Raw genomic sequence first — 20,367 nt, 5'->3', positions numbered from 1 at the left:
CATCTTGCTCGTAAATTATCCTTTCAATTTAAAATATAGTAATACTATTTAAATTTCAAACCTTTTAAAAATAAAATTTATGGTGTATTTTTAATTTAATTAATTCTAATAGTAATACTATATAAGGAAATTTGTATGAATAACAAACAAGTTCTTCGTTCGGCTGCCTGGTTTGGTACAACGGATAAAAATGGCTTTATGTATCGCAGCTGGATGAAGAACCAAGGAATTCCAGATCATGAGTTTCAAGGTAAACCGATTATTGGAATTTGTAATACGTGGTCTGAACTCACCCCATGTAATGCGCATTTTCGAAAAATTGCCGAACATGTAAAAAAAGGGATTTTAGAAGCGGGCGGCTACCCTGTTGAGTTTCCTGTGTTTTCAAATGGTGAGTCGAATTTACGTCCTACCGCCATGTTTACACGCAACTTAGCCAGTATGGATGTCGAAGAAGCGATTCGTGGTAACCCTATTGACGGTGTGGTGTTACTGACAGGTTGTGACAAAACCACCCCTGCATTATTAATGGGAGCTGCAAGCTGTGATATTCCAGCTATTGTAGTGACTGGCGGTCCCATGCTAAATGGTAAGCACAAAGGTAAAGACATTGGTGCAGGTACCATCGTTTGGCAAATGCATGAAGAACTCAAAGCAGGCAAAATTGATTTAAATGAATTTTTATCTGCTGAATCTGGTATGTCACGCTCGGCTGGTACATGTAACACCATGGGTACAGCTTCTACAATGGCGTGTATGGCTGAAGCCCTAGGCACTTCTTTACCCCACAATGCGGCCATTCCAGCGGTAGATTCTCGCCGTTATGTGTTGGCTCATCTTTCAGGTATGCGCATTGTTGACATGGTTCATGAAGATTTACGTCTTTCCAAAATCTTAACCAAAGAAGCCTTTGAAAATGCGATTAAAGTCAATGCAGCTATTGGTGGTTCAACCAATGCCGTAATTCACTTAAAAGCAATTGCTGGACGCATTGGGGTTGATTTACAACTCGATGACTGGAACCGTGTTGGCCGTGGCATGCCAACCATTGTTGACTTACAGCCTTCAGGCCGTTTTTTAATGGAAGAATTTTATTATAGCGGCGGCTTGCCAGCCGTGATTCGTCGCATGGGTGAAGCCAATCTCTTACCACATCCACACGCTTTAACCGTAAATGGTCAAGCCATTTGGGAAAATTGCCAGCAATCACCTATTTATAACGATGAAGTAATTCGGAAAATAGATAACCCAATTCGCCAAGATGGTGGCATGTGTATATTACGCGGTAATTTAGCCCCTAAAGGTGCGGTGCTTAAACCATCTGCTGCCACACCTGAACTGATGAAACACCGTGGTCGTGCAGTCGTATTTGAAAACTTTGATGATTATAAAACCCGCATTAATGATCCAGACCTTGATGTTGATGAAACTTGTATTCTTGTGATGAAAAATGCCGGCCCTAAAGGCTATCCCGGCATGGCAGAGGTTGGAAATATGGGACTACCGCCAAAGGTTTTAGCCAAAGGCATTACCGACATGGTTCGTATTTCCGACGCACGAATGAGTGGAACAGCGTATGGCACGGTCGTTTTACATGTTGCCCCTGAAGCTATGGCAGGGGGGCCTTTGGCCGTAGTTCAAAATGGTGACTTTATCGAACTTGATGCCTATGCTGGAAAACTTCACCTAGAAGTGAGTGATGAAGAACTTAAGCAACGTCTTGAAAATTTAGCACCACCAGCTCCACCAAGTTTTATTGGCGGTTACCGTAAGCTCTATGTAGAACATGTTTTACAAGCCGATGAGGGCTGTGATTTTGATTTCTTGGTCGGTTGCCGTGGCTCAGAAGTTCCACGTCATTCCCATTAATATTTATTCTTGAAAAAGATGATCTTGTTAAAACACAAGGTCATCTATACCATAGGATATTCAACATGTCGTAATAGTGAAATATGAGTAAAGCTGACTATAAAAATCCTATTCCAAGCAAAAGCCAACATGCATTAATTGTTCAACAATTGGGATTAAAAATTGTTTCTGGAGAAATTTCAGAAAATGAGAAACTCCCAAGTGAAGTTGATTTATGTGAGGAATATAAAGTCAGCCGCCCTGTCTTTCGCGAAGCAATCCGTGTTTTAAACGCTAAAGGCTTAACTTACTCAAGACCCAAAATTGGAACTGTGGTAAGGCCTAAAGAAGAATGGCATTTACTCGATCCAGATGTATTGTTTTGGCTAATTCAAACCACGCCTGAACACGAATTTTTTAAAACACTTTCTACCGTACGACGCGTTTTAGAACCTGAGCTTGCTTATATTGCAGCAAGTACAGCAAACGAAGAAGATATTGAACGCATTAAACATGCCTATGATGGGATGGAAAAAGCAACAACAGTTGAAGAATTTATAGAGCCAGATATTCAATTTCACTTAGCAATTGCCAAAGCAACGCATAATGACTTATTGGCTTATATGTCAAAAATGCTGGTTTTACCTTTACAGCAATCTATTCAAGTCACCAGTCTACGCCCAAATTTACAAGGCCATTCACTACCTAGACATAAAGCGATTTTAACCGCAATTGAAAATAAAGATCCGCTCTCGGCTCGCCATGCTTCACTTGTTCAGCTAGACGACACCAAAATGGCTTACGATTTAATTAAAAAATAATTTGATATATTCACTATTTAAAGCCTGATCACTCAAAATAAAGTAATCAGGCTTTTTTATTTATAAATTAGAATACCTTTTTAACTAAGACAGTAAATGTCGAATCAATCGGATTTGAAATTGGCGCATCAGGTTCACCATTACTATACTTTTTATAGAAACCATCTTTGTCCCAAGCTTTGGCATACGCTAAACCAGTAGTCCAGCCATCCCCTAAATCTTTAATCAATTCGACTTTCATATCTTGAAAGTTAGCTTCCGAGAAATTTTTAATTCTTTCATAGCCATAGTGAGCACCAAAAGTCCAAGACTCATTGATAGGCTGAGTAAAAGTTAGATCTAGATAAGTTGTTCCTCGTGAACGTTTACCTGCTGGGCCACCCATCGTATCTGAGTTATAGCCTGCATAATCTGGAGTGTAGGTAATGAAATATTTAAGAGTCAAAGGCCCATAACCAATTTGAGGCACAATTTCGCCATAGTTATAACTGGTACTTCCCGTTTCAGGCGTACTTTTAGCTCCTGGATAATAGTAATAAAAAACCGTCATTCCAGCCGAAAACTTATCAAAAGTTTTTATATAACCTGTATAAAAATCCCACTCAACTGAAGCATCACGAAGATAGTTAGAACTTACATTTGAAGCCCAAGTCCCTACAAATAATCCATTCGGATTTGCATAATCTAGACCAATTTGTAATGCAGGCTTGCCCCAAGTTTGTTGGAAACCACGTGAGATATATTGACTTGCGAAGGTTACATTAGCACTGTATGGAGAAATTTGTTCTTGTTCATTTACTTGCTCAGCATGTACAAAACCACTAGACATAACAAGAGAAGCTATCCCTAAAATTTTTCTCATCTAATAATCCTTTTAAATATTACCTATAGGTTTAAAGTTTTAAAATAACATGATAATTCAATTTAAAACGTATTAAAAAGTTATAAATTCAAATTTCTGGATACTTCTTCTTCGCTATAGATCTCTTCAATACAATCTAAGATTTTAGGAATATACGAACTTTGGTCCATATTTCGCATTGATAGAGAAATGGGACTATAGGCTTCTAAGTCTAAGATATTTAAATAAGTTAGATTCTTCATTCCAATGTCACAGGCGCTTTCTGGAATAATACAAATACCCTCTCCAGATGCCACCAAGCCAAGTGCCATATGAATTTCGCGGACTTCAGTCAGTTTGGCAGGAACAAGACCTAATTTGGTAAATAAAGCTTGAATAGTGGTCGAAAAATTCGGCTTAGGTGTTGTGGGATAAGAAAAAATTGTCTCATTGATAATTTGAGATAAATAAATTCCTGATTCTTGAAACTCACTTAAAGGATGTTTTTTATGAATCGCGAGTTTTAATTTTTCTTTTCGAAGTAGAAGTCGCTTAATGGCAGGATCGCTAATAGGTAGCCGTCCGAAACCTAAATCAATTTTTCCTAACTTTAAGGCTTCGACCTGATCTCGTGTACCACATTCAATAAGCTCGACATGAATGTCAGGATTTTTTTGTCTAAATAGATAAATGACCTGCGGTAATCGCCCATACAGAAGCGAACTCACATAGCCAACTTTAACAACATTCTCGACTAGCTTCAGTTTCTTTGCCATAGAAGCAGCTTGAGCTGTATGGGTCAAAATCTGTACCGCATGTTGGTAAAAAAACAGCCCTGCTTCAGTCACTTTTAATGGACGTGACCCTTTCACAAATAGATCAATGCCTAACTCTTCCTCTAGTTTTTTGATTTGGCGCGTGAGTGGTGGCTGAGCAATAAAAAGCTTCTCAGCCGCTTTAGTCAGACTTTGTTCTTCAACAACGGTAACAAAATAACGTAGATGCCTTAATTCCATTAATATACCTTTTTAGTATCTTAAAATACCGTTCTATATCTATTTTAGGCTATTACATTCTTCTATGGTATGTAAACAAGTTTGAAATAGTTGAAACTTCATGTATAGAACCATAGAAACCATACTTGTGGATATTCCAACTATCCGTCCTCACCAGTTGTCTGTGACTACCATGCGTACTCAGACTTTGGTGCTCGTTAAAATTACCACCACGGATGGTATTGTCGGTTGGGGTGAAGCGACCACCATTGGTGGACTGAACTATGGTGAAGAAAGTCCTGAAAGTGTCAAAGCCAATATTGATACTTACTTTGCACCATTACTCGCATCAGTTAAAGATTTAAATGTGGCTCAAACACTAAAACTGATTCGTAAGAATATTAATGGTAACCGTTTTGCGAAATGTGCCATTCAGACCGCTCTACTTGATATTCAGGCAAAACGTTTAGGCGTGCCGTTAAGTGAAGTTTTAGGTGGCCGTCTGCGTAATAGTTTACCTGTACTTTGGACGCTCGCGTCTGGTGACACAGAAAAAGATATTGCTGAAGCTCTAAAAATGATTGAGTTAAAACGTCATAACACGTTCAAACTCAAAATCGGCTCACGCCCTTTGCAACACGATGTTGATCATGTGATTGCAATTAAAAAAGCACTCGGTGCAGATATTAGTGTACGTGTCGATGTAAATCGTGCATGGTCAGAGCTGGAATGTATTCAAGGTATTCAACAGCTACAAGATGGCGGAATTGATTTAATTGAACAGCCTTGTGCTATTCAAAATACTGAAGCACTTGCTCGTTTAACGCGTCGTTTTGATGTCGCAATCATGGCAGATGAAGCTTTAACTGGCCCTGACAGCGCATACCGTATTGCAAAAAGTCATGGTGCAGATGTATTTGCCGTGAAAATTGAACAATCTGGTGGTCTGATCGAAGCGTGTGAAGTTGCCAAGGTTGCAGGTTTGGCTGGAATTGATCTTTATGGCGGCACTATGCTTGAAGGCCCTGTAGGTAGCATGGCTTCTGCTCATGCGTTTGCAACCTTTGAAACATTAGCGTTTGGTACTGAATTATTTGGTCCGTTATTACTTACCGAAGAAATTTTGAAAGAACCGCTACGTTACGAAAACTTTGAATTGCACTTGCCAACGGCTCCCGGCTTAGGCATTGAAATTGATGAAGATAAAGTCGAGAAGTTACGTCGTTAAGGCAACAGGATAAGGAGTTTCCCATGTTATTTCATGTACGTATGGATGTGCATATTCCACTTGATATGCCAGCCGACAAAGCAAATGAAATTAAGGCTGTTGAAAAAGCCTATTCGCAAGACTTACAGCGTCAAGGTAAATGGCGTCACATCTGGCGCATTACAGGCCAGTACTCAAACATCAGTATTTTTGATGTCGAGAGCAATGAAGAATTGCACAATATTTTACAGGGTTTACCTCTCTATCCTTACATGAACATTGAAGTTATGGCAATGAATCGTCACCCTTCTTCTGTTCGTGATGATGATTCGTAAACCAAAAGAATTTTTTAAATGTGATCTCTGAAGTCCATTTAAAAACCAAGCAGATTATTCAGAAGGTAACAAGGAACGTGGCGGCTCTTATTCGCTAGCAAAACAAAATGCCCGCAGCGCTGCCACCCAAAACCGTATTGCATACTTAAGGAGTTTTAGTATGAATCGTCAACAAATTGATGCGCTTGTAAAACAAATGAATGTCGACACTGCAAAAGGCGAAGTTGATGCACGTGTTCAACAAATTGTAGTGCGCCTTCTTGGGGATTTATTTCAAGCCATTGAAGATTTAGATATTCAACCTTCAGAAGTATGGAAAGGTTTGGAATATTTCACAGATGCTGGTCAAGCAAACGAACTTGGTCTTTTGGCAGCTGGCTTAGGTTTAGAGCACTATCTTGATTTACGTGCAGATGAAGCTGATGCAAAAGCTGGCGTTACGGGTGGCACACCTCGTACCATCGAAGGCCCACTTTATGTAGCTGGCGCGCCTGAATCTGTTGGTTTTGCGCGTATGGATGATGGTACAGAATCTGGCAAAATCGATACCTTAATTATTGAAGGTACTGTAACTGATACTGATGGCAATATCATTGAAAATGCCAAAGTTGAAGTATGGCATGCCAACAGTTTAGGTAACTATTCATTCTTTGATAAGTCTCAATCTGACTTTAACTTACGCCGTACTATCTTGACTGATGCCAATGGTAAGTATGTTGCATTAACCACTATGCCTGTAGGTTATGGTTGCCCGCCAGAAGGTACGACTCAGGCCCTTCTTAACAAATTAGGCCGTCATGGTAACCGTCCATCTCACGTTCATTACTTCGTTTCTGCACCGGGTTACCGCAAGCTAACTACTCAATTCAACATTGAGGGTGATGAGTACTTATGGGACGACTTTGCTTTCGCAACGCGTGACGGCTTAGTTGCAACAGCAGTTGATGTAACTGACCCAGCTGAAATTCAACGCCGTGGTTTAGATCACGCTTTCAAACACATCACATTTAACATCGAACTTGTTAAAGATGCCGCTGCTGCTCCTTCAACTGAAGTTGAACGTCGTCGCGCTAGTGCTTAATTGAAAATATATGTGAGTTAAAAGTTCGCTTTTGACTCACAAAGTTTATTCCATTTATTACTACCATTAAGAATTTAAATAAATTTTTAGCGGTAGTAATACATCACGTTACCTCATGCTCTAGGGTTTCTCACATGATTGACAAAAGTAAGTCCTCACTAAGCGAGGTTCTATCGCAGATTAAAGATGGTGCAACCATTCTGATTGGTGGTTTCGGTACCGCAGGACAACCCGCTGAACTCATTGACGGTCTTATTGAACTTGGCGTTAAGGACCTGACCATTGTGAGCAACAATGCCGGTAATGGCGATTACGGTCTGGCTAAGCTGCTTAAGGCTGGTTCAGTTAAAAAAGTCATCTGTTCTTTCCCACGTCAGTCTGACTCTTATGTTTTTGATGAACTTTACCGTGCGGGAAAGGTCGAGCTTGAAGTCGTACCACAAGGTAATCTGGCGTGCCGTATTCAGGCAGCCGGTATGGGCCTAGGCGCTGTGTTTACCCCAACAGGCTTTGGAACACTTTTAGCCGAAGGCAAAGAAACCCGCGAAATTGATGGTAAAGACTACGTACTTGAATATCCGATCAAGGCTGACTTTGCTTTGATTAAAGCCTACAAAGGCGATCGTTGGGGCAATCTGGTTTACCGTAAATCTGCACGTAACTTTGGCCCGATTATGGCCATGGCTGCGGATGTCACTATTGCTCAGGTTTCTGAAGTGGTTGAGCTAGGTGGTTTAGACCCAGAGCACATCATCACCCCAGGTATTTTTGTACAGCACGTTGTACAAGTAGCGCCAGCACAGTAAGCAATAAGGAGAAATAACATGAGCTACCAGAAACTCAGCCGTGACCAGATTGCACAACATGTGGCACAAGATATTCCAGATGGCGCCTATGTAAACCTAGGCATTGGCTTACCAACCAAGATCGCTAGTTACTTACCGAATGACAAAGATATTTTTCTTCATTCTGAAAATGGCCTATTGGCTTTTGGCCCACCGCCAGCTGCAGGTGAAGAAGATCCTGAACTGATTAATGCGGGTAAAGAGTTTGTGACCATACTTGAAGGCGGCAGCTTTTTCCACCATGGCGACTCATTTGCCATGATGCGTGGTGGTCACCTTGATATTGCAGTACTCGGTGCATTTCAGGTTGCTGCGAATGGTGACTTGGCCAACTGGCACACGGGGGCACCGGATGCGATTCCTGCTGTGGGTGGTGCGATGGATTTGGCGGTTGGTGCCAAGAAAGTATTTATCACCACAGATCATGTGACCAAGCAAGGTGAGCCGAAGATTGTGGCTGAGCTGACTTATCCGGTTACGGGTAAGAAATGTGTGGATCGTATTTACACTGACCTATGTGTGATTGACGTGACTAAAGATGGTTTGAAGGTGATTGAGAAAGTGGAAGGTCTTAGCTTTGATGAGCTACAAGCTTTAACGGGTGCAACTCTGATTGATGCGACTCAAGGGTAAGGTTTACACAGCATAGCCAATGCTACTACGGTCATTGCCTGTAAATGATAGTGGTCTTCGAAAGCCCTTTGTATAGGCAATACCTTACTTTTTAAGGATAAAAAGTAACAAAAATCCTTTGTTACTCTGACACAACATCCCTGTTGTGCTGAGCAACGAGGCGACATCCGTGTCGCCATCGCGAAACACTGAATAGAACTCTTTGAATACGGTTCTTGCTTATTAATTTGGATTTTACCGTAATTCGCTATTGTGACAGGCGACATGGATGTCGCCCGTTGGACAGGGAGGCATGGAAGCCTCCTCTGTTCAACAAAGGTTTTTGGTTACTTTTTTAAAAAAGTGACAAGAATTAGCTACTGGCATTTGACTCAACACGATAAGACTCTGTCATGACTACTTTTAACTTAGTAACCATGATGATCGCCAGCAAAATCTGGAAAAGTCTAACAATGTGGCAATGACAGCAACAGATTTCAAAATGGAAATGTAAGAATGAAAAACGCTTATATCATCGATGCCATCCGTACCCCATTCGGCCGTTATGCCGGTGGCCTTGCACCTGTCCGTGCCGATGACCTTGGCGCTGTGCCGATTAAAGCGCTCATGCAGCGTAACCCAAATGTAGATTGGGAACAGGTCGATGATGTGATTTATGGCTGTGCCAACCAAGCCGGTGAAGATAACCGTAACGTGGGTCGTATGTCAGCATTACTTGCAGGTCTACCGTATCAGGTACCGGCAACCACCATTAATCGTCTCTGTGGTTCTTCACTCGATGCGATTGCGATTGCTGCTCGTGCCATTAAAGCCGGCGAAGCGAACTTGGTGATTGCAGGTGGTGTAGAAAGCATGAGCCGTGCACCCTATGTGATGGGTAAGTCTGACAGTGCTTTTGGCCGTAGCCAGAAGATTGAAGACACCACCATGGGCTGGCGTTTCATTAACCCTAAACTTAAAGAATTGTATGGTGTAGATACCATGCCCCAGACTGCCGAAAACGTAGCTGAACAGTTCAACGTCAATCGTGCAGATCAGGACCAGTTTGCCTTGGTGAGCCAACAACGCACCGCAAGCGCGCAAGCCAAAGGCTTTTTTTCTAAAGAAATCGTGGCAGTTGAAATCCCTCAGCGTAAGGGTGATGCTGTTGTGATTGATACCGATGAGCATCCACGTGCATCGACTACCCTGGAAGGTTTAAGCAAACTTAAACCTGTTGTAAAAGCAGATGGCACAGTTACTGCGGGTAATGCTTCAGGCATTAATGATGGTGCAGCAGCTCTACTCATTGCATCTGACGAAGCAGTTCAGGCTTATAACCTCAAACCCCGTGCCAAGATTATTGCTTCAACAGCGGTGGGTGTAGAACCACGTATTATGGGTTTTGCTCCAGCGCCTGCAATTAAAAAATTACTTAAACAAGCCAACCTGACTTTAGAGCAGATGGATGTGATTGAGCTCAATGAAGCCTTTGCTGCACAAGCTTTGGCCGTCACCCGTGATTTAGGTTTGCCAGATGATTCTGCCAAGGTGAATCCAAATGGTGGTGCCATTGCTTTGGGCCATCCACTTGGTGCATCAGGTGCACGCCTAGTCACCACAGCCCTAAACCAGCTTGAACAGACAGGTGGTCGTTATGCCTTGTGTTCAATGTGTATTGGTGTGGGTCAAGGCATCGCATTGATTATTGAACGTGTTGAAGCACTTTAAGGAGAAACAAATGCCATCTTTTCAATCTGCCGATGCACAAATTAACTATCAAACTTTTGGTGAGCCATCTTCCCCTGCTCTGGTGTTTTCCAATTCTTTAGGCACTAACTACGGTATGTGGCAAAAACAGTTTAATGAATTAAAAGATCAATTTTTTGTGATCTGTTATGACACACGTGGCCACGGTTCATCGTCTACGCCTGACGGCCCATATACTGTAGAGCAATTAGGTGAAGATGTTGTCCGTTTACTGGATCATCTGAATATTAGTAAAGCTGCTTTTTGTGGAATTTCTATGGGTGGTTTAACCGGTCAATGGCTGGCGATTCACTACCCTGACCGTTTTAGTCATGTGGTTGTGGCAAATACTGCCGCTAAAATTGGACTAGAACAAGCATGGCTTGACCGTGCAAAACTAGTACGTGAGCAAGGTTTACAACCAATCGCCGCTACAGCAGCTTCGCGATGGTTTACAGATCCCTTTATCCAAAGTCATCCTTCTATTGTCAACAACCTATGTAACGACTTAAGTGCTGGCAGCGCAATGGGTTATGCCAATTGTTGTGAGGCTTTGGCTAAAGCGGATGTCCGTGAGCAATTAAAAGATATCAAAATTTCTGTATTGGTGGTTGCTGGAACTGAAGACCCTGTAACAACCGTTGCAGATGGTCAATTTATGCAGCAGCGCATTCCACAATCACATCTTGCAGAAATAGATGCCTCTCATATTTCCAATGTAGAACAACCAGAAGCTTTTAATAAAATCTTAAAAGATTTTTTATTAGGTTAATTTAATGATTCAAAAGAAATGGCCTATAAAGGCCATTTTTTATATCTCGTAGAAACTTAATACCGAATCATCACCGATTTTAATTCGGTGTAATCTTCAATAAATGCATCTGAAAACTCTCTGCCAATTCCCGAAGCTTTCACGCCACCAAATGGAACTGCTGGATCTAAGAACGTATGCATATTGACCCACAAAGTCCCTGCTTCAATTTTAGGAATTAATCGCAAAGCTTTAGACAAATCATTTGTCCAGATACTTGCGGTTAAACCAAAACGTGACTGATTCATAAGTTGAATGAGTTCTTCATCGGTTTCGAATGGCATTATCCCGACCACGGGACCAAAGGTTTCTTCTGAAAATAAAGGATCATCGGTATTTTTGAAGGAAATTAAAGTCGGCTGTACAAAATATCCTGTCTGATCTAGAGCCTCACCACCGGCAATAATCTGGTTGTTGGCTTTTGCCATATCTAAATAATGTTTCACTTTATTAAAATGTGGTTGATTAGAGAGTGGACCAAACATATTTCCCTCATCCATAGCCGATCCAATTTTGAAACTAGAAAGTGCTTTCGAGAGTTTCTCGACCAGTTCATTATATTTTGCACGGTGTACAAAAAAACGCTCTGGGGATGCGCAAACTTGACCTTGATGTACAAAAGTTGCTTGCAACAAAGTCGGTAAAATCTCATCAATATTTGCATCGGCCAAAACAGCTATGGCATTTTTACCACCCAGCTCCAGACTTACACGGGTTAAATCACTGCTCATTGCAAGTTTACCAATCGCAATGCCTGTTGGTACTGAACCTGTAAACGAGACTTTCTTAACGAGCGGCGACTCAATTAAATATTGTCCTGTATCGCCCTTACCCGTAACCACATTAATCACACCTGCCGGAATACCTGCCTCGATGGCAAGTTCGGCTAAACGCAATAAAGATAAGCTGGCAAACTCACTTGGTTTAAGCACAATGGTACAGCCAGTTGTTAAAGCCGAACCGATTTTCCAAACACCAATCATCAGTGAAAAATTCCAAGGCACAATCCCTGCAACCACACCAATCGGTTGTCTTAAAGTAAAGGCCGTATATTTTTCACCTTGCATAGAAGGAATAGAGGGTTGCATGGTTTGACCATTAATTTTAGTTGCCCAACCAGCAAAATATCTCAAGAAAATAACAGATTGTGCGACTTCAAGATGCCGTGAAATATTGATAAGTTTTCCTGTAGACAACGTTTCGAGCTGTGCAAGTTCTTCACCATGTTGCTCAATTAAATCGGCTAGCTTGTTCAGTTTAACGCCACGTTCATACGGCGTCGTTTCAGCCCAAGCATTTTGAAAAGCATGTTCAGCACTTTTCACCGCATTTTCGACATCGTGTTCACTACCAATACTAATTTGAGCAACCACTTGTTCAGTCGATGGATTCACAATATCCACTTTATCTAAAAGCTCGGTAGCAACTAATTTTCCATCAATAAAATGTCCATGTTGACGTGCCATAAATTGTTGTACGCTTTCTAAAATCTGAACTTCACTCATTTTCTTTTCCTCTTTTCATTTCTAAAATATTGTTATGACAGCAACTACGCGACCTGATTCAAAATAAAGTCTGCACCGCGTTCACCAATCATGATGGCAATTGCGTTGGTATTACCGCTTGGAACTTGTGGGCAAATAGAACAATCCACCACACGTAAGTTTTTAAAACCATGTACTTTAAGGGTCTGATCGGTGACCGAATCTTGCGGAGCATTGCCCATTTTGCAGCTACCTGCGGGGTGATAAACCGTTTTAATGTTCTGGCGCATCCATTTATCAATCGCATCAATATCATCAGGATCGACATTTGCAGGCTCAATCACTTCTTTGACAATCGCTTTCAATGCTGGTTGTTGTAATAAGCGAAGTCCGGCCTGTACGGCACGGATATTTGCGTCAATATCTTCTTGATGACCTAGATAATTAGGGTCAATGACAGGCAAATCTTTTGGATCTTTACTGCTTAAACGCAAAGTCCCACGTGCTTTTGGCTGTACATGTCCGACTTTAATGGTAAGGCCATGTGCCTGAGCAACTGCTTTTTCACCGGGGGTATTATCGAAATTATCCAGCACAGGTAAAAAATGAAATTGGACATCAGGTCGACCATTGTTGTTTGTGTCAATAAAACCACCACCTTCTAGAATATTGGTGGTTAGCAATCCTGAACGTGTAAAACACCATTGTAAAAAGTGTCGTACTGCGGCTAAACCGTGGTCTTCACCGAGCAGGCTGTTATTGGTTGTTACTGTCGCATTAACCGACATATGCAAATGGTCGTGAAAATTGTTACCTACAGGTAAGTCACGAATGCATTCTATTCCGAGTTCATCTAAATGCTGTTTTGGGCCAATTCCCGAAAGTAATAAAACCTTAGGACTGCCAATTGCACCAGCGCTCAGAATAACTTCTTTTTGAGCCTGTACCGTAATCGGTGATTTTCCGTCAACACTGTAAGTAACCCCAGTAACCTGATCACCTTGAGTTTCAATTTTATGTACTAAGGCATCCGTAATGACCGTAAGAACTGGGTGGTTTTCGACTGACTTTAAATAAGTTTTTGAGGTACTCGCCCGAGAACCGTTTTGAGTAGTAGTTTGATAAAACCCTACCCCAGCCTGATCCCAACCATTAATATCATTGACATAATTCATCCCCATTTGTTGACCTGCTTTAATACAAGCAAGTGTTAAAGGATGGCGATAACGGTTTTCACTGACAGGTAAAATGCCATCTTGTCCGTGATATTCATCAGCAAGACTTTCATTTTTTTCTGCTTTCTTAAAAAAAGGCAGCACATGTTGATAAGACCACTGATTGCATCCCCATTCCGAGGACCATAAATCATAATCCTGTCGTTGGCCTCGGCAATAGATCATGCCATTAACCGAGCTTCCACCTCCCAACACTTTTCCTTGTGCAAGGATCATTTCACGATGATTACAATATTTCTGTGGAACGGTCATGTATTGCCATGATTTTTGCTGGAATACTTTAACTACTGTTGCAGGTATAGTATGAAATATACTGCTATCTCGGCTTCCAGCCTCTAAAACAAGAACGCGCCCTGCCTTGGCTTCTAATAGTCGTGCTGCGACCACACAACCTGCTGAGCCAGCACCAATCACGATATAGTCATATTGTTGATTCATCTGATTTCATCCTAATTTTATTTCTATGAATGTACCGCCAATAAACACGATCTCCTTCGCTCTAATTTAATAGATGTATTGCAGAATCAACTGCGCATATACATTGGTCTTGTCATCGTAGTTTTGAGTACCACCATTATGGATATCGTGTTTTGGTTTATAGAGTCCTGCTAAAGGAATAACATTGAATTTTTTATTAACCGACCAGACTGAAAAGACATCTAACTCATGTCCATCCACATTGGTTAAAGACTTATTTACTGTTTTGAACTTATAGGCCAAAGCACCCAACATAAAATTTTCTTTTAGATTCAGACTATAAGAAACTTGATGAATATCGGCATTTTTGTTGAATGGGCCTGCATAGTTTCCTGCAACTTCGCCCTGAAACCATGTACCAAAGCCGACTGTATTTCCATAAAACATCGTGTCGTATTGGTCTGAAAAATGGCTAAAACGGTAGCCTAATGAAGGCGTATATTTTGAAGATAAAAAGTTATAGTTCAGCGCTAAGTAGCCAGCATTTTCGTGGCCATCTTTTTTATCTTGAACTACAAACTCAGTTTTAACTTGCAACTCTGGTAAAGGTTGATAATTCAAACGTAAAGCATAATTTTTAAGATCTTCTCGCCCTGAAATCTGCTCAGTATCTTCTAGGTCTAATACATTTAAGTAAGTGAACCCAACGCCCTTATCTTTAAGCTGATACATCAGATCAGTCACAAAGAGTTCTGGGGAAAATTGTGCTTTATTGTCCGATTTTAAATAAGCCAACTTTAGGGTTGTATTCTCTTGCGGTTTATATTGAAGCAAACTTGTAAAATCAAAGCTTCGACGAGCTGCCAGATAATATGCTCCGCCCCGATCTAGTGTGCCGTCCGCGGGCGCTTTACCGAGATTTAATGCATCACCCGCAATGAAGAACCCATCACCAATCATGATATTTTGTCGACCGATACTTAAATCATAGGTCGTTAACTCATCTTTATTGGTGCCGTCTTTAAAACCAATGATCCATTCATTCACATCCGTTTTGCGTTCTTTACCATTACTATTTTGGCCAGCATCACCATCACCAAATGTTGCCGAGCTAATACCGCTCAAGCTTGCATAGAGCTGATTGTTTTTGAAGGTGTATTGTCCTTTTGCACCATATTTAAGATGGCCTTCTTGCCAATTGATTCTTTCATCATCTAGGTTTTCACCGTTATAGCTTTTACCGCTACTAAAAGCCCCCAAAGTTGCTTCAAAAGTCGGTTTAATTTCAAGCTCACCAGCATGCACAGTTGAAAAAAATGAGACAAAGAGAGTCCCTCTCACAACCTGAGAAAATAAATTTTTCATTGAGAAATTCCTTTTTTGCGAATGGTCTAACCGTGCTCAGGTATGGGTAACCTATTCGTTACCCATTCTGGCTTATTCACATTTTTATTGATGGTCGTGCTGTGTGTTTTGCTCTTGTTCACCCAAATTTAAAGTCGGCGTGTTGTCAAAGAAGTTCCAAGGTTTGATGAGTGTATTTACCCATTCTGTTGGCATGATTGGCCACTCTTCAGCACGTGCCACATGGGTTGTACCTGTTGTCATCCACACCACGAGGTCTTTATTTTCAATATTTTCGTTGTTACCAATGAACTGCCCTAATCCTGTGTCATGAGTCGAACGATTTGAATATTTCCCTTCAGGGTAGCGTTCGTCTGGATTGTACTGAGTCACCCAAATTTGCTTATCCATAAAGTTCAAACGTTTAAATAACCATTCATCTTTAGAGAAATTGGCTCCTTTTGCCACAGGGTGTGTTCCACCTGCAAACGGAATTAATTGGTAAGAAACCGGATTACCTAATTTATTTTCCTTATTGAAATTCGTGAGTAAGCGAATAGTGGATGGATCAAATTTTTCAGCTGCATTTTGCTCATTCGTAATGACTTTACTATCAATTTGCATTGAGCTTGTACGAACACCACCTTTGTCATTGGCTTTCACCACAGGGTCCATATGCATAAAGCTGTTGTTTTCCCCATCTACATCCATATCTAAGCGGAAGTTATAGATGTGCTGATGCGTTGTACCCACAATATTATGGTCAATTAAAGTTCCATATTTGGTGTCTTCTTTTGCGGTACTGTCATGCATGGTGCGTGATTTAACGCCTTTAACAGCTTCAATACCCGTTGCACCCGCATTAATCCCAATTACACCATTTTGGGCAAATACCCAGTCAAACATGTAATCGTAGTTTCCAACCGTACTAATCCAGCGCACAACAAGTTCACGGCGGGCTTCACTGGCATCTTGATTACCAAAAATTTCGTGATGTTTATATTCAGGCCCAGCATAACGTTCAAACACGGCAATGGCATTTGGAATCACTTGTGGCTGGCCTTTATAGTCAGCAATCACGGCATCAAGTAAAACAGCGTTGTCGGGTGCATCTGTTCCCGGAATAATAGATGAGGTAAGTGTTCCCATACCATATTCGCCAGAGTCTAAATAAGATTTGAAGTACCAACCGATATCAGGATCACCATATGGAACCACCATTCCACCCAAGTTACCTTCATACATGACTTTACGCTTTACGCCCTTATCTTTGTAAGTCACGGTTGAAAGCTGTAAGCCAACACGAGAATCTAACGCCACATGCAAACACCAGTTGCCCCAATGTATGGTTTGACCTGTAATGCTAAAGTTTTTGCCCTCAGGTTCAGTAATATTGAGTGGTTTTAGCTTACTTGCTACGGGCTTATTCGACATATAAGGTCGATTTGCCATTGGCACAGGAATGATCGCACCTTCTTCAATCTTGATAATTTTTTCTTTATCTAAATCGACTACAGCAACTAAATTTTCAATAGGATGCGCCCAGTAGTTACCATCACCGACATCAAGGTAAGCAACAACTTTTAATATATTGAGTTGTTTGTCCAGACCATCTTTACCGCCAAAATATCCAACAGTTAGTGGTGTAGCAATCACTTTCTTCACATCGGTAATGCCACGTTTCCGCAATGCATCTTGATATTCTTTACTCGTCTCAATTACACGCTGTACGGCTTCAAAATTATCGAGCAACACCATTCCATGAGTGTCTTTCAGTACATTCCATTTTGTGACTTGTTGAGTGTTAAGGTTAACTTCACCTTCAATCGCTTGACTCCCCTTTAATAAAATAAATGAGGCAATACGATCTTCTTTAAATTCTTTGTGATTAATAAAGTAATCCCAGACTTTGGCTTTTTCAGGCTCTTTAAGCTTTAACTCGGCAAAACGCATATTTTTATAGGCGTATTTCGAGCGGTTAATCACATCAAAGGTCTTTTTAATTTCGTCAGAGTTTAGGCTATTGAGCGGGTGAAACGTATTTTCAATTTTAAAAGTTTGATCTAAACCAGACTGGAATACTTCATTAAAAAAATCTTTTCCAATAACAGGTTTACCATCTTTAATTAATAACGGGACACTGAGCTTGAAAGGTTTGCCATTCACCAAAACCTGATCTGAATTAGGTTTAGCTCGAACCACCATAGAGCCTTTGGTAATCATATAAGTATTCGTAAAATCGTCTTTAACAACTTTAGCGCCTTGCTCACTCATGTTTTGATAAAGTGAGACCATGTCGGCCTTTCCACCATGAGCAAACGCTTGAGTATTGAGTCCCCAAAAGCTTGCAGCGATTGATAAGTTAAGTGCCAGTATTTTTTGTATGTCATTCAATAATCGTTGTTTACGCATTGGTTTCATCCTTTTCATATATCCCTGAACTATCTGAATCAGACAGTTAAAATGCACTTTCCTGTGAGTGAAATTCATTAGACCAACTTAATAGTTTTATGGTTATTAAGCTTATCTAACCTGCTTTAATGAATTTAATTTCAACACAGTTACATAGGGCTAGCTTGTTCAAGAATGACGTCGTATTTGTCTAAAAATGACATTCAAAGATGAAAAATTAAACTGTCATACCCTCTCTAAACTCTTTAGGAGAGATACCATAGGTCTTTTTAAAGATTTTTGAAAAATGAGCACCGTCCCAGAAACCCCACTTCAAGGCAATTTGGGTAATTGAGCTTTGTTTATTTCTTTTATCAAGCAAATCTGCTTTGACTTTTTCTAGGCGTTTGAGCTGTATATATTTGTTAATCGATAATTTTTCTTGAAGAAATAGACGATAAAGATGACGTAGAGATACCCCAATGTGCTCTGCAATTAATTTAGGTGTTAAATCTGGTTTTGCTAAGTTTTCTATAATATAGCGCTCGGCTTTTTCCATTAGATTATTGGAGCTATTTATATTTTTATAATTGATTGTGGGTTTAATTAGGGCAATTAACGCATCTTCAAAAGCATTACCGTCTTCGGTTGCGTACCAAAGTTTGATGTTTTCAGCAGACATGTTTTTCAAAATATTCTTGAGTAAAAAACCACTCATATTTTGAGTAATCAGTTTTCCAAAATATTCAGTACTAATATTTTCTTTCAGTAATTTTTCACGCGACAGATGGACAGAAATCTGGCTTACCAAGCCTTGCGGATACATTGAAATGGTTTCGACCGGATCGACCAACACAATATCGCCTTCATTCAGGCTTAGCGTTTCATTTTTATACTCGAGCAGCATTTTTCCCGAATACTGCAAAATCAAAAAACAAAAACGGTTATTCACTCGATCAATTTCATCGGCTTTTCGGACAATTTTATTGGCATTGTTTTTAATAAAAGCAATTTCAGTATCGCCCAATAAAAAGCACTGAACTTCACCAATGAATAAATTACGGGTTCCGTCAAAATCGGTTTCAAAATTGCCGCACACACTTTTAATATGGTGCGTCCATGTGAGTAATGCATCACTTACATATTGGTTCATCCCTTACCTCTCTATACACGTGCCACCGCTCAAGATTTTGCGTTTGTGGTGGTGCACTGTCTTGGCTTATTTGCAATCTTGTTTTATTGATAAACAAATTGTGTGCCAAAAATTCCTTATCCTTGGAATTGTTTTGATGATAGTCAGCTAGATGTAAAGAAGCTGATAAATCAATTTAATTTATCAGCTTAATGGGACTTATGCTACTCCTGCAAAGTCTCGCAGCATGGTAATAAAAATATCCTTTTGTTCCTCAGAATACTTTTTAAACACCTCATTTTGGTGGCTGTCGGCAATATCAAATAAATACTGCGCTGTTTGTTTACCCTTTTCGGTCAATGCATACAAATTATCGTGGTCAACCAATAACCCTTCAAATTTTAAGATTTCAGCCGACCTTTCAACTTCTTGCATTGGCATAGCAATATCACGCGGTAAATCTTCCTTACTTGAAGCAGTACCACTGGCTAAAACGAGCAAAAGACGTGATTCACTGGTACGGAAACCCGAAGCCATTTGCTTAGGGATATAGTCGGTTTGATAAGCTTTAAAAGCACGACTCATCAAATAGCAGACATTATTATATAAGTGCCCATAATGTGTTTGATCTACACCGTTCTCTTCAGTTTGTTTAACTTGAAGGCTCGGATGCGGCATGACACAAGAATATGCGCCTTGATGGTAGACCAACGGGCTTCGGCCTTGGTCATGGAAACGAACCACTTTGCCAACAATAATCCAGTGGTCACCACCTTCAATCACTTGATAACGTTCGCACTCAAACACTGCAGAACAATTTTCTAAAATGGGAGCGCTTCCTGCACCAAGTTGAAAGTTTGTGTCTGCGAATTTATCAATATTGCGTCTCGAAAACTTATTAGACAGCTTAATTTGCGTGCCTGATAAAATATTGACTGCAAAATGTGTTGCTTCTTCAAATACTGAAAAACTTGACGATTTTTTATCAATGCTCCACAAAATAAGCGGTGGATCAAGTGACACCGAGTTAAAACTATTTGCGGTTACACCGACTTTCTCACCTTGTGCATTTTGTGCGGTAACAATGGTAACGCCTGTTGCAAAATTTCCTAATGCTCGTCGGAACTGTAATGGATCGACCGTAAACTCATCTATTTGTTGTAATACATTCATCATCTTTCTCCTAAACCTTCTCTTACATCCATATAAATCGCGAGAG

At 40.6% G+C, this 20,367-nt stretch carries 17 protein-coding genes; 9 read left to right on the top strand and 8 right to left on the bottom strand.

Features of this window, described 5'->3' with window-relative positions; all coding sequences use genetic code 11:
- Positions 1-135: 135 nt before the first annotated feature.
- Positions 136-1,869 carry an IlvD/Edd family dehydratase gene (locus tag J655_RS05290; protein ID WP_032006276.1) on the top strand — a complete coding sequence of 578 codons (1,734 nt, stop codon included), beginning with the start codon at positions 136-138 and terminating at the stop codon, positions 1,867-1,869.
- 83 nt (positions 1,870-1,952) lie between these two features.
- A complete protein-coding gene (locus tag J655_RS05285; protein ID WP_002113901.1) occupies positions 1,953-2,669 on the top strand; it encodes a FadR/GntR family transcriptional regulator in 717 nt (238 codons plus the stop codon).
- Between the two features lie 67 nt (positions 2,670-2,736).
- On the opposite strand, the gene J655_RS05280 is transcribed toward J655_RS05285, so the two are convergent.
- Both J655_RS05280 and J655_RS05275 read right to left on the bottom strand, forming a co-directional pair.
- The gene (locus J655_RS05280) at positions 2,737-3,531 is read right to left on the bottom strand and encodes a TorF family putative porin (RefSeq protein WP_032052060.1); all 795 of its coding nucleotides are present in this window, start codon (positions 3,529-3,531) and stop codon (positions 2,737-2,739) included.
- Positions 3,532-3,611: 80 nt separating this feature from the next.
- Entirely contained in the window at positions 3,612-4,526 is a 915-nt protein-coding gene (locus J655_RS05275; protein ID WP_005074181.1) for a LysR family transcriptional regulator, read from the bottom strand.
- Positions 4,527-4,626: 100 nt separating this feature from the next.
- Here J655_RS05275 and J655_RS05270 point away from each other — a divergent pair, with 100 nt between their 5' ends.
- The 7 genes from J655_RS05270 (at position 4,627) to pcaD (ending at position 11,106) form a co-directional block, all read left to right on the top strand.
- Positions 4,627-5,733 carry a muconate/chloromuconate family cycloisomerase gene (locus tag J655_RS05270; protein ID WP_032052059.1) on the top strand — a complete coding sequence of 369 codons (1,107 nt, stop codon included), beginning with the start codon at positions 4,627-4,629 and terminating at the stop codon, positions 5,731-5,733.
- A gap of 23 nt (positions 5,734-5,756) precedes the next feature.
- Positions 5,757-6,047: a muconolactone Delta-isomerase gene (gene catC / locus J655_RS05265; RefSeq protein ID WP_005069136.1), complete on the top strand. Its 291-nt coding sequence runs from the start codon at positions 5,757-5,759 to the stop codon at positions 6,045-6,047.
- Between the two features lie 160 nt (positions 6,048-6,207).
- Positions 6,208-7,128 (top strand): catechol 1,2-dioxygenase, encoded by a 921-nt coding sequence (gene catA, locus J655_RS05260; protein ID WP_017481036.1) that lies wholly within the window; start codon positions 6,208-6,210, stop codon positions 7,126-7,128.
- Between the two features lie 134 nt (positions 7,129-7,262).
- The gene (locus J655_RS05255; protein WP_017386040.1) at positions 7,263-7,934 is read left to right on the top strand and encodes a 3-oxoacid CoA-transferase subunit A; all 672 of its coding nucleotides are present in this window, start codon (positions 7,263-7,265) and stop codon (positions 7,932-7,934) included.
- A gap of 18 nt (positions 7,935-7,952) precedes the next feature.
- Positions 7,953-8,606, top strand: a complete 654-nt coding sequence (locus J655_RS05250) for a 3-oxoacid CoA-transferase subunit B (RefSeq protein ID WP_032006282.1) — start codon at positions 7,953-7,955, stop codon at positions 8,604-8,606.
- A 495-nt stretch (positions 8,607-9,101) separates the two neighbouring features.
- Entirely contained in the window at positions 9,102-10,316 is a 1,215-nt protein-coding gene (pcaF, locus tag J655_RS05245; protein WP_032006284.1) for a 3-oxoadipyl-CoA thiolase, read from the top strand.
- Positions 10,317-10,326: 10 nt separating this feature from the next.
- Positions 10,327-11,106, top strand: a complete 780-nt coding sequence (gene pcaD / locus J655_RS05240; RefSeq protein WP_032006285.1) for a 3-oxoadipate enol-lactonase — start codon at positions 10,327-10,329, stop codon at positions 11,104-11,106.
- 56 nt (positions 11,107-11,162) lie between these two features.
- Here the strand turns inward: pcaD and J655_RS05235 are convergent, their stop codons facing one another.
- The 6 genes from J655_RS05235 to J655_RS05210 form a co-directional block, all read right to left on the bottom strand.
- Positions 11,163-12,650: an NAD-dependent phenylacetaldehyde dehydrogenase gene (locus J655_RS05235; protein WP_032052058.1), complete on the bottom strand. Its 1,488-nt coding sequence runs from the start codon at positions 12,648-12,650 to the stop codon at positions 11,163-11,165.
- A gap of 44 nt (positions 12,651-12,694) precedes the next feature.
- The gene (locus J655_RS05230; protein WP_032006287.1) at positions 12,695-14,302 is read right to left on the bottom strand and encodes a GMC family oxidoreductase; all 1,608 of its coding nucleotides are present in this window, start codon (positions 14,300-14,302) and stop codon (positions 12,695-12,697) included.
- Positions 14,303-14,368: 66 nt separating this feature from the next.
- Positions 14,369-15,586 (bottom strand): hypothetical protein, encoded by a 1,218-nt coding sequence (locus J655_RS05225; protein ID WP_080973550.1) that lies wholly within the window; start codon positions 15,584-15,586, stop codon positions 14,369-14,371.
- A 144-nt stretch (positions 15,587-15,730) separates the two neighbouring features.
- Positions 15,731-18,046 carry a primary-amine oxidase gene (gene tynA, locus J655_RS05220; RefSeq protein WP_080973547.1) on the bottom strand — a complete coding sequence of 772 codons (2,316 nt, stop codon included), beginning with the start codon at positions 18,044-18,046 and terminating at the stop codon, positions 15,731-15,733.
- 208 nt (positions 18,047-18,254) lie between these two features.
- Entirely contained in the window at positions 18,255-19,169 is a 915-nt protein-coding gene (gene feaR / locus J655_RS05215) for a transcriptional regulator FeaR (RefSeq protein WP_032006291.1), read from the bottom strand.
- A 198-nt stretch (positions 19,170-19,367) separates the two neighbouring features.
- On the bottom strand, positions 19,368-20,324 hold the full coding sequence (locus J655_RS05210) for a p-hydroxyphenylacetate 3-hydroxylase reductase component (protein ID WP_081311968.1): 957 nt from the start codon (positions 20,322-20,324) through the stop codon (positions 19,368-19,370).
- Positions 20,325-20,367 lie beyond the last annotated feature (43 nt).

The organism is Acinetobacter sp. 1294243 (genome assembly GCF_000588015.1).
Classification (GTDB): Bacteria; Pseudomonadota; Gammaproteobacteria; order Pseudomonadales; family Moraxellaceae; genus Acinetobacter; species Acinetobacter pittii.
This window is presented reverse-complemented; position numbering and strand designations above follow the sequence as displayed.

Coding starts and splice junctions, on each gene's coding strand:
- J655_RS05290 (WP_032006276.1), top strand. CDS start 136: ATGAATAACAAACAAGTTCTTCGTTCGGCTGCCTGGTTTGGTACAACG.
- J655_RS05285 (WP_002113901.1), top strand. CDS start 1,953: ATGAGTAAAGCTGACTATAAAAATCCTATTCCAAGCAAAAGCCAACAT.
- J655_RS05280 (WP_032052060.1), bottom strand. CDS start 3,531: ATGAGAAAAATTTTAGGGATAGCTTCTCTTGTTATGTCTAGTGGTTTT.
- J655_RS05275 (WP_005074181.1), bottom strand. CDS start 4,526: ATGGAATTAAGGCATCTACGTTATTTTGTTACCGTTGTTGAAGAACAA.
- J655_RS05270 (WP_032052059.1), top strand. CDS start 4,627: ATGTATAGAACCATAGAAACCATACTTGTGGATATTCCAACTATCCGT.
- catC (WP_005069136.1), top strand. CDS start 5,757: ATGTTATTTCATGTACGTATGGATGTGCATATTCCACTTGATATGCCA.
- catA (WP_017481036.1), top strand. CDS start 6,208: ATGAATCGTCAACAAATTGATGCGCTTGTAAAACAAATGAATGTCGAC.
- J655_RS05255 (WP_017386040.1), top strand. CDS start 7,263: ATGATTGACAAAAGTAAGTCCTCACTAAGCGAGGTTCTATCGCAGATT.
- J655_RS05250 (WP_032006282.1), top strand. CDS start 7,953: ATGAGCTACCAGAAACTCAGCCGTGACCAGATTGCACAACATGTGGCA.
- pcaF (WP_032006284.1), top strand. CDS start 9,102: ATGAAAAACGCTTATATCATCGATGCCATCCGTACCCCATTCGGCCGT.
- pcaD (WP_032006285.1), top strand. CDS start 10,327: ATGCCATCTTTTCAATCTGCCGATGCACAAATTAACTATCAAACTTTT.
- J655_RS05235 (WP_032052058.1), bottom strand. CDS start 12,650: ATGAGTGAAGTTCAGATTTTAGAAAGCGTACAACAATTTATGGCACGT.
- J655_RS05230 (WP_032006287.1), bottom strand. CDS start 14,302: ATGAATCAACAATATGACTATATCGTGATTGGTGCTGGCTCAGCAGGT.
- tynA (WP_080973547.1), bottom strand. CDS start 18,046: ATGAAACCAATGCGTAAACAACGATTATTGAATGACATACAAAAAATA.
- feaR (WP_032006291.1), bottom strand. CDS start 19,169: ATGAACCAATATGTAAGTGATGCATTACTCACATGGACGCACCATATT.
- J655_RS05210 (WP_081311968.1), bottom strand. CDS start 20,324: ATGATGAATGTATTACAACAAATAGATGAGTTTACGGTCGATCCATTA.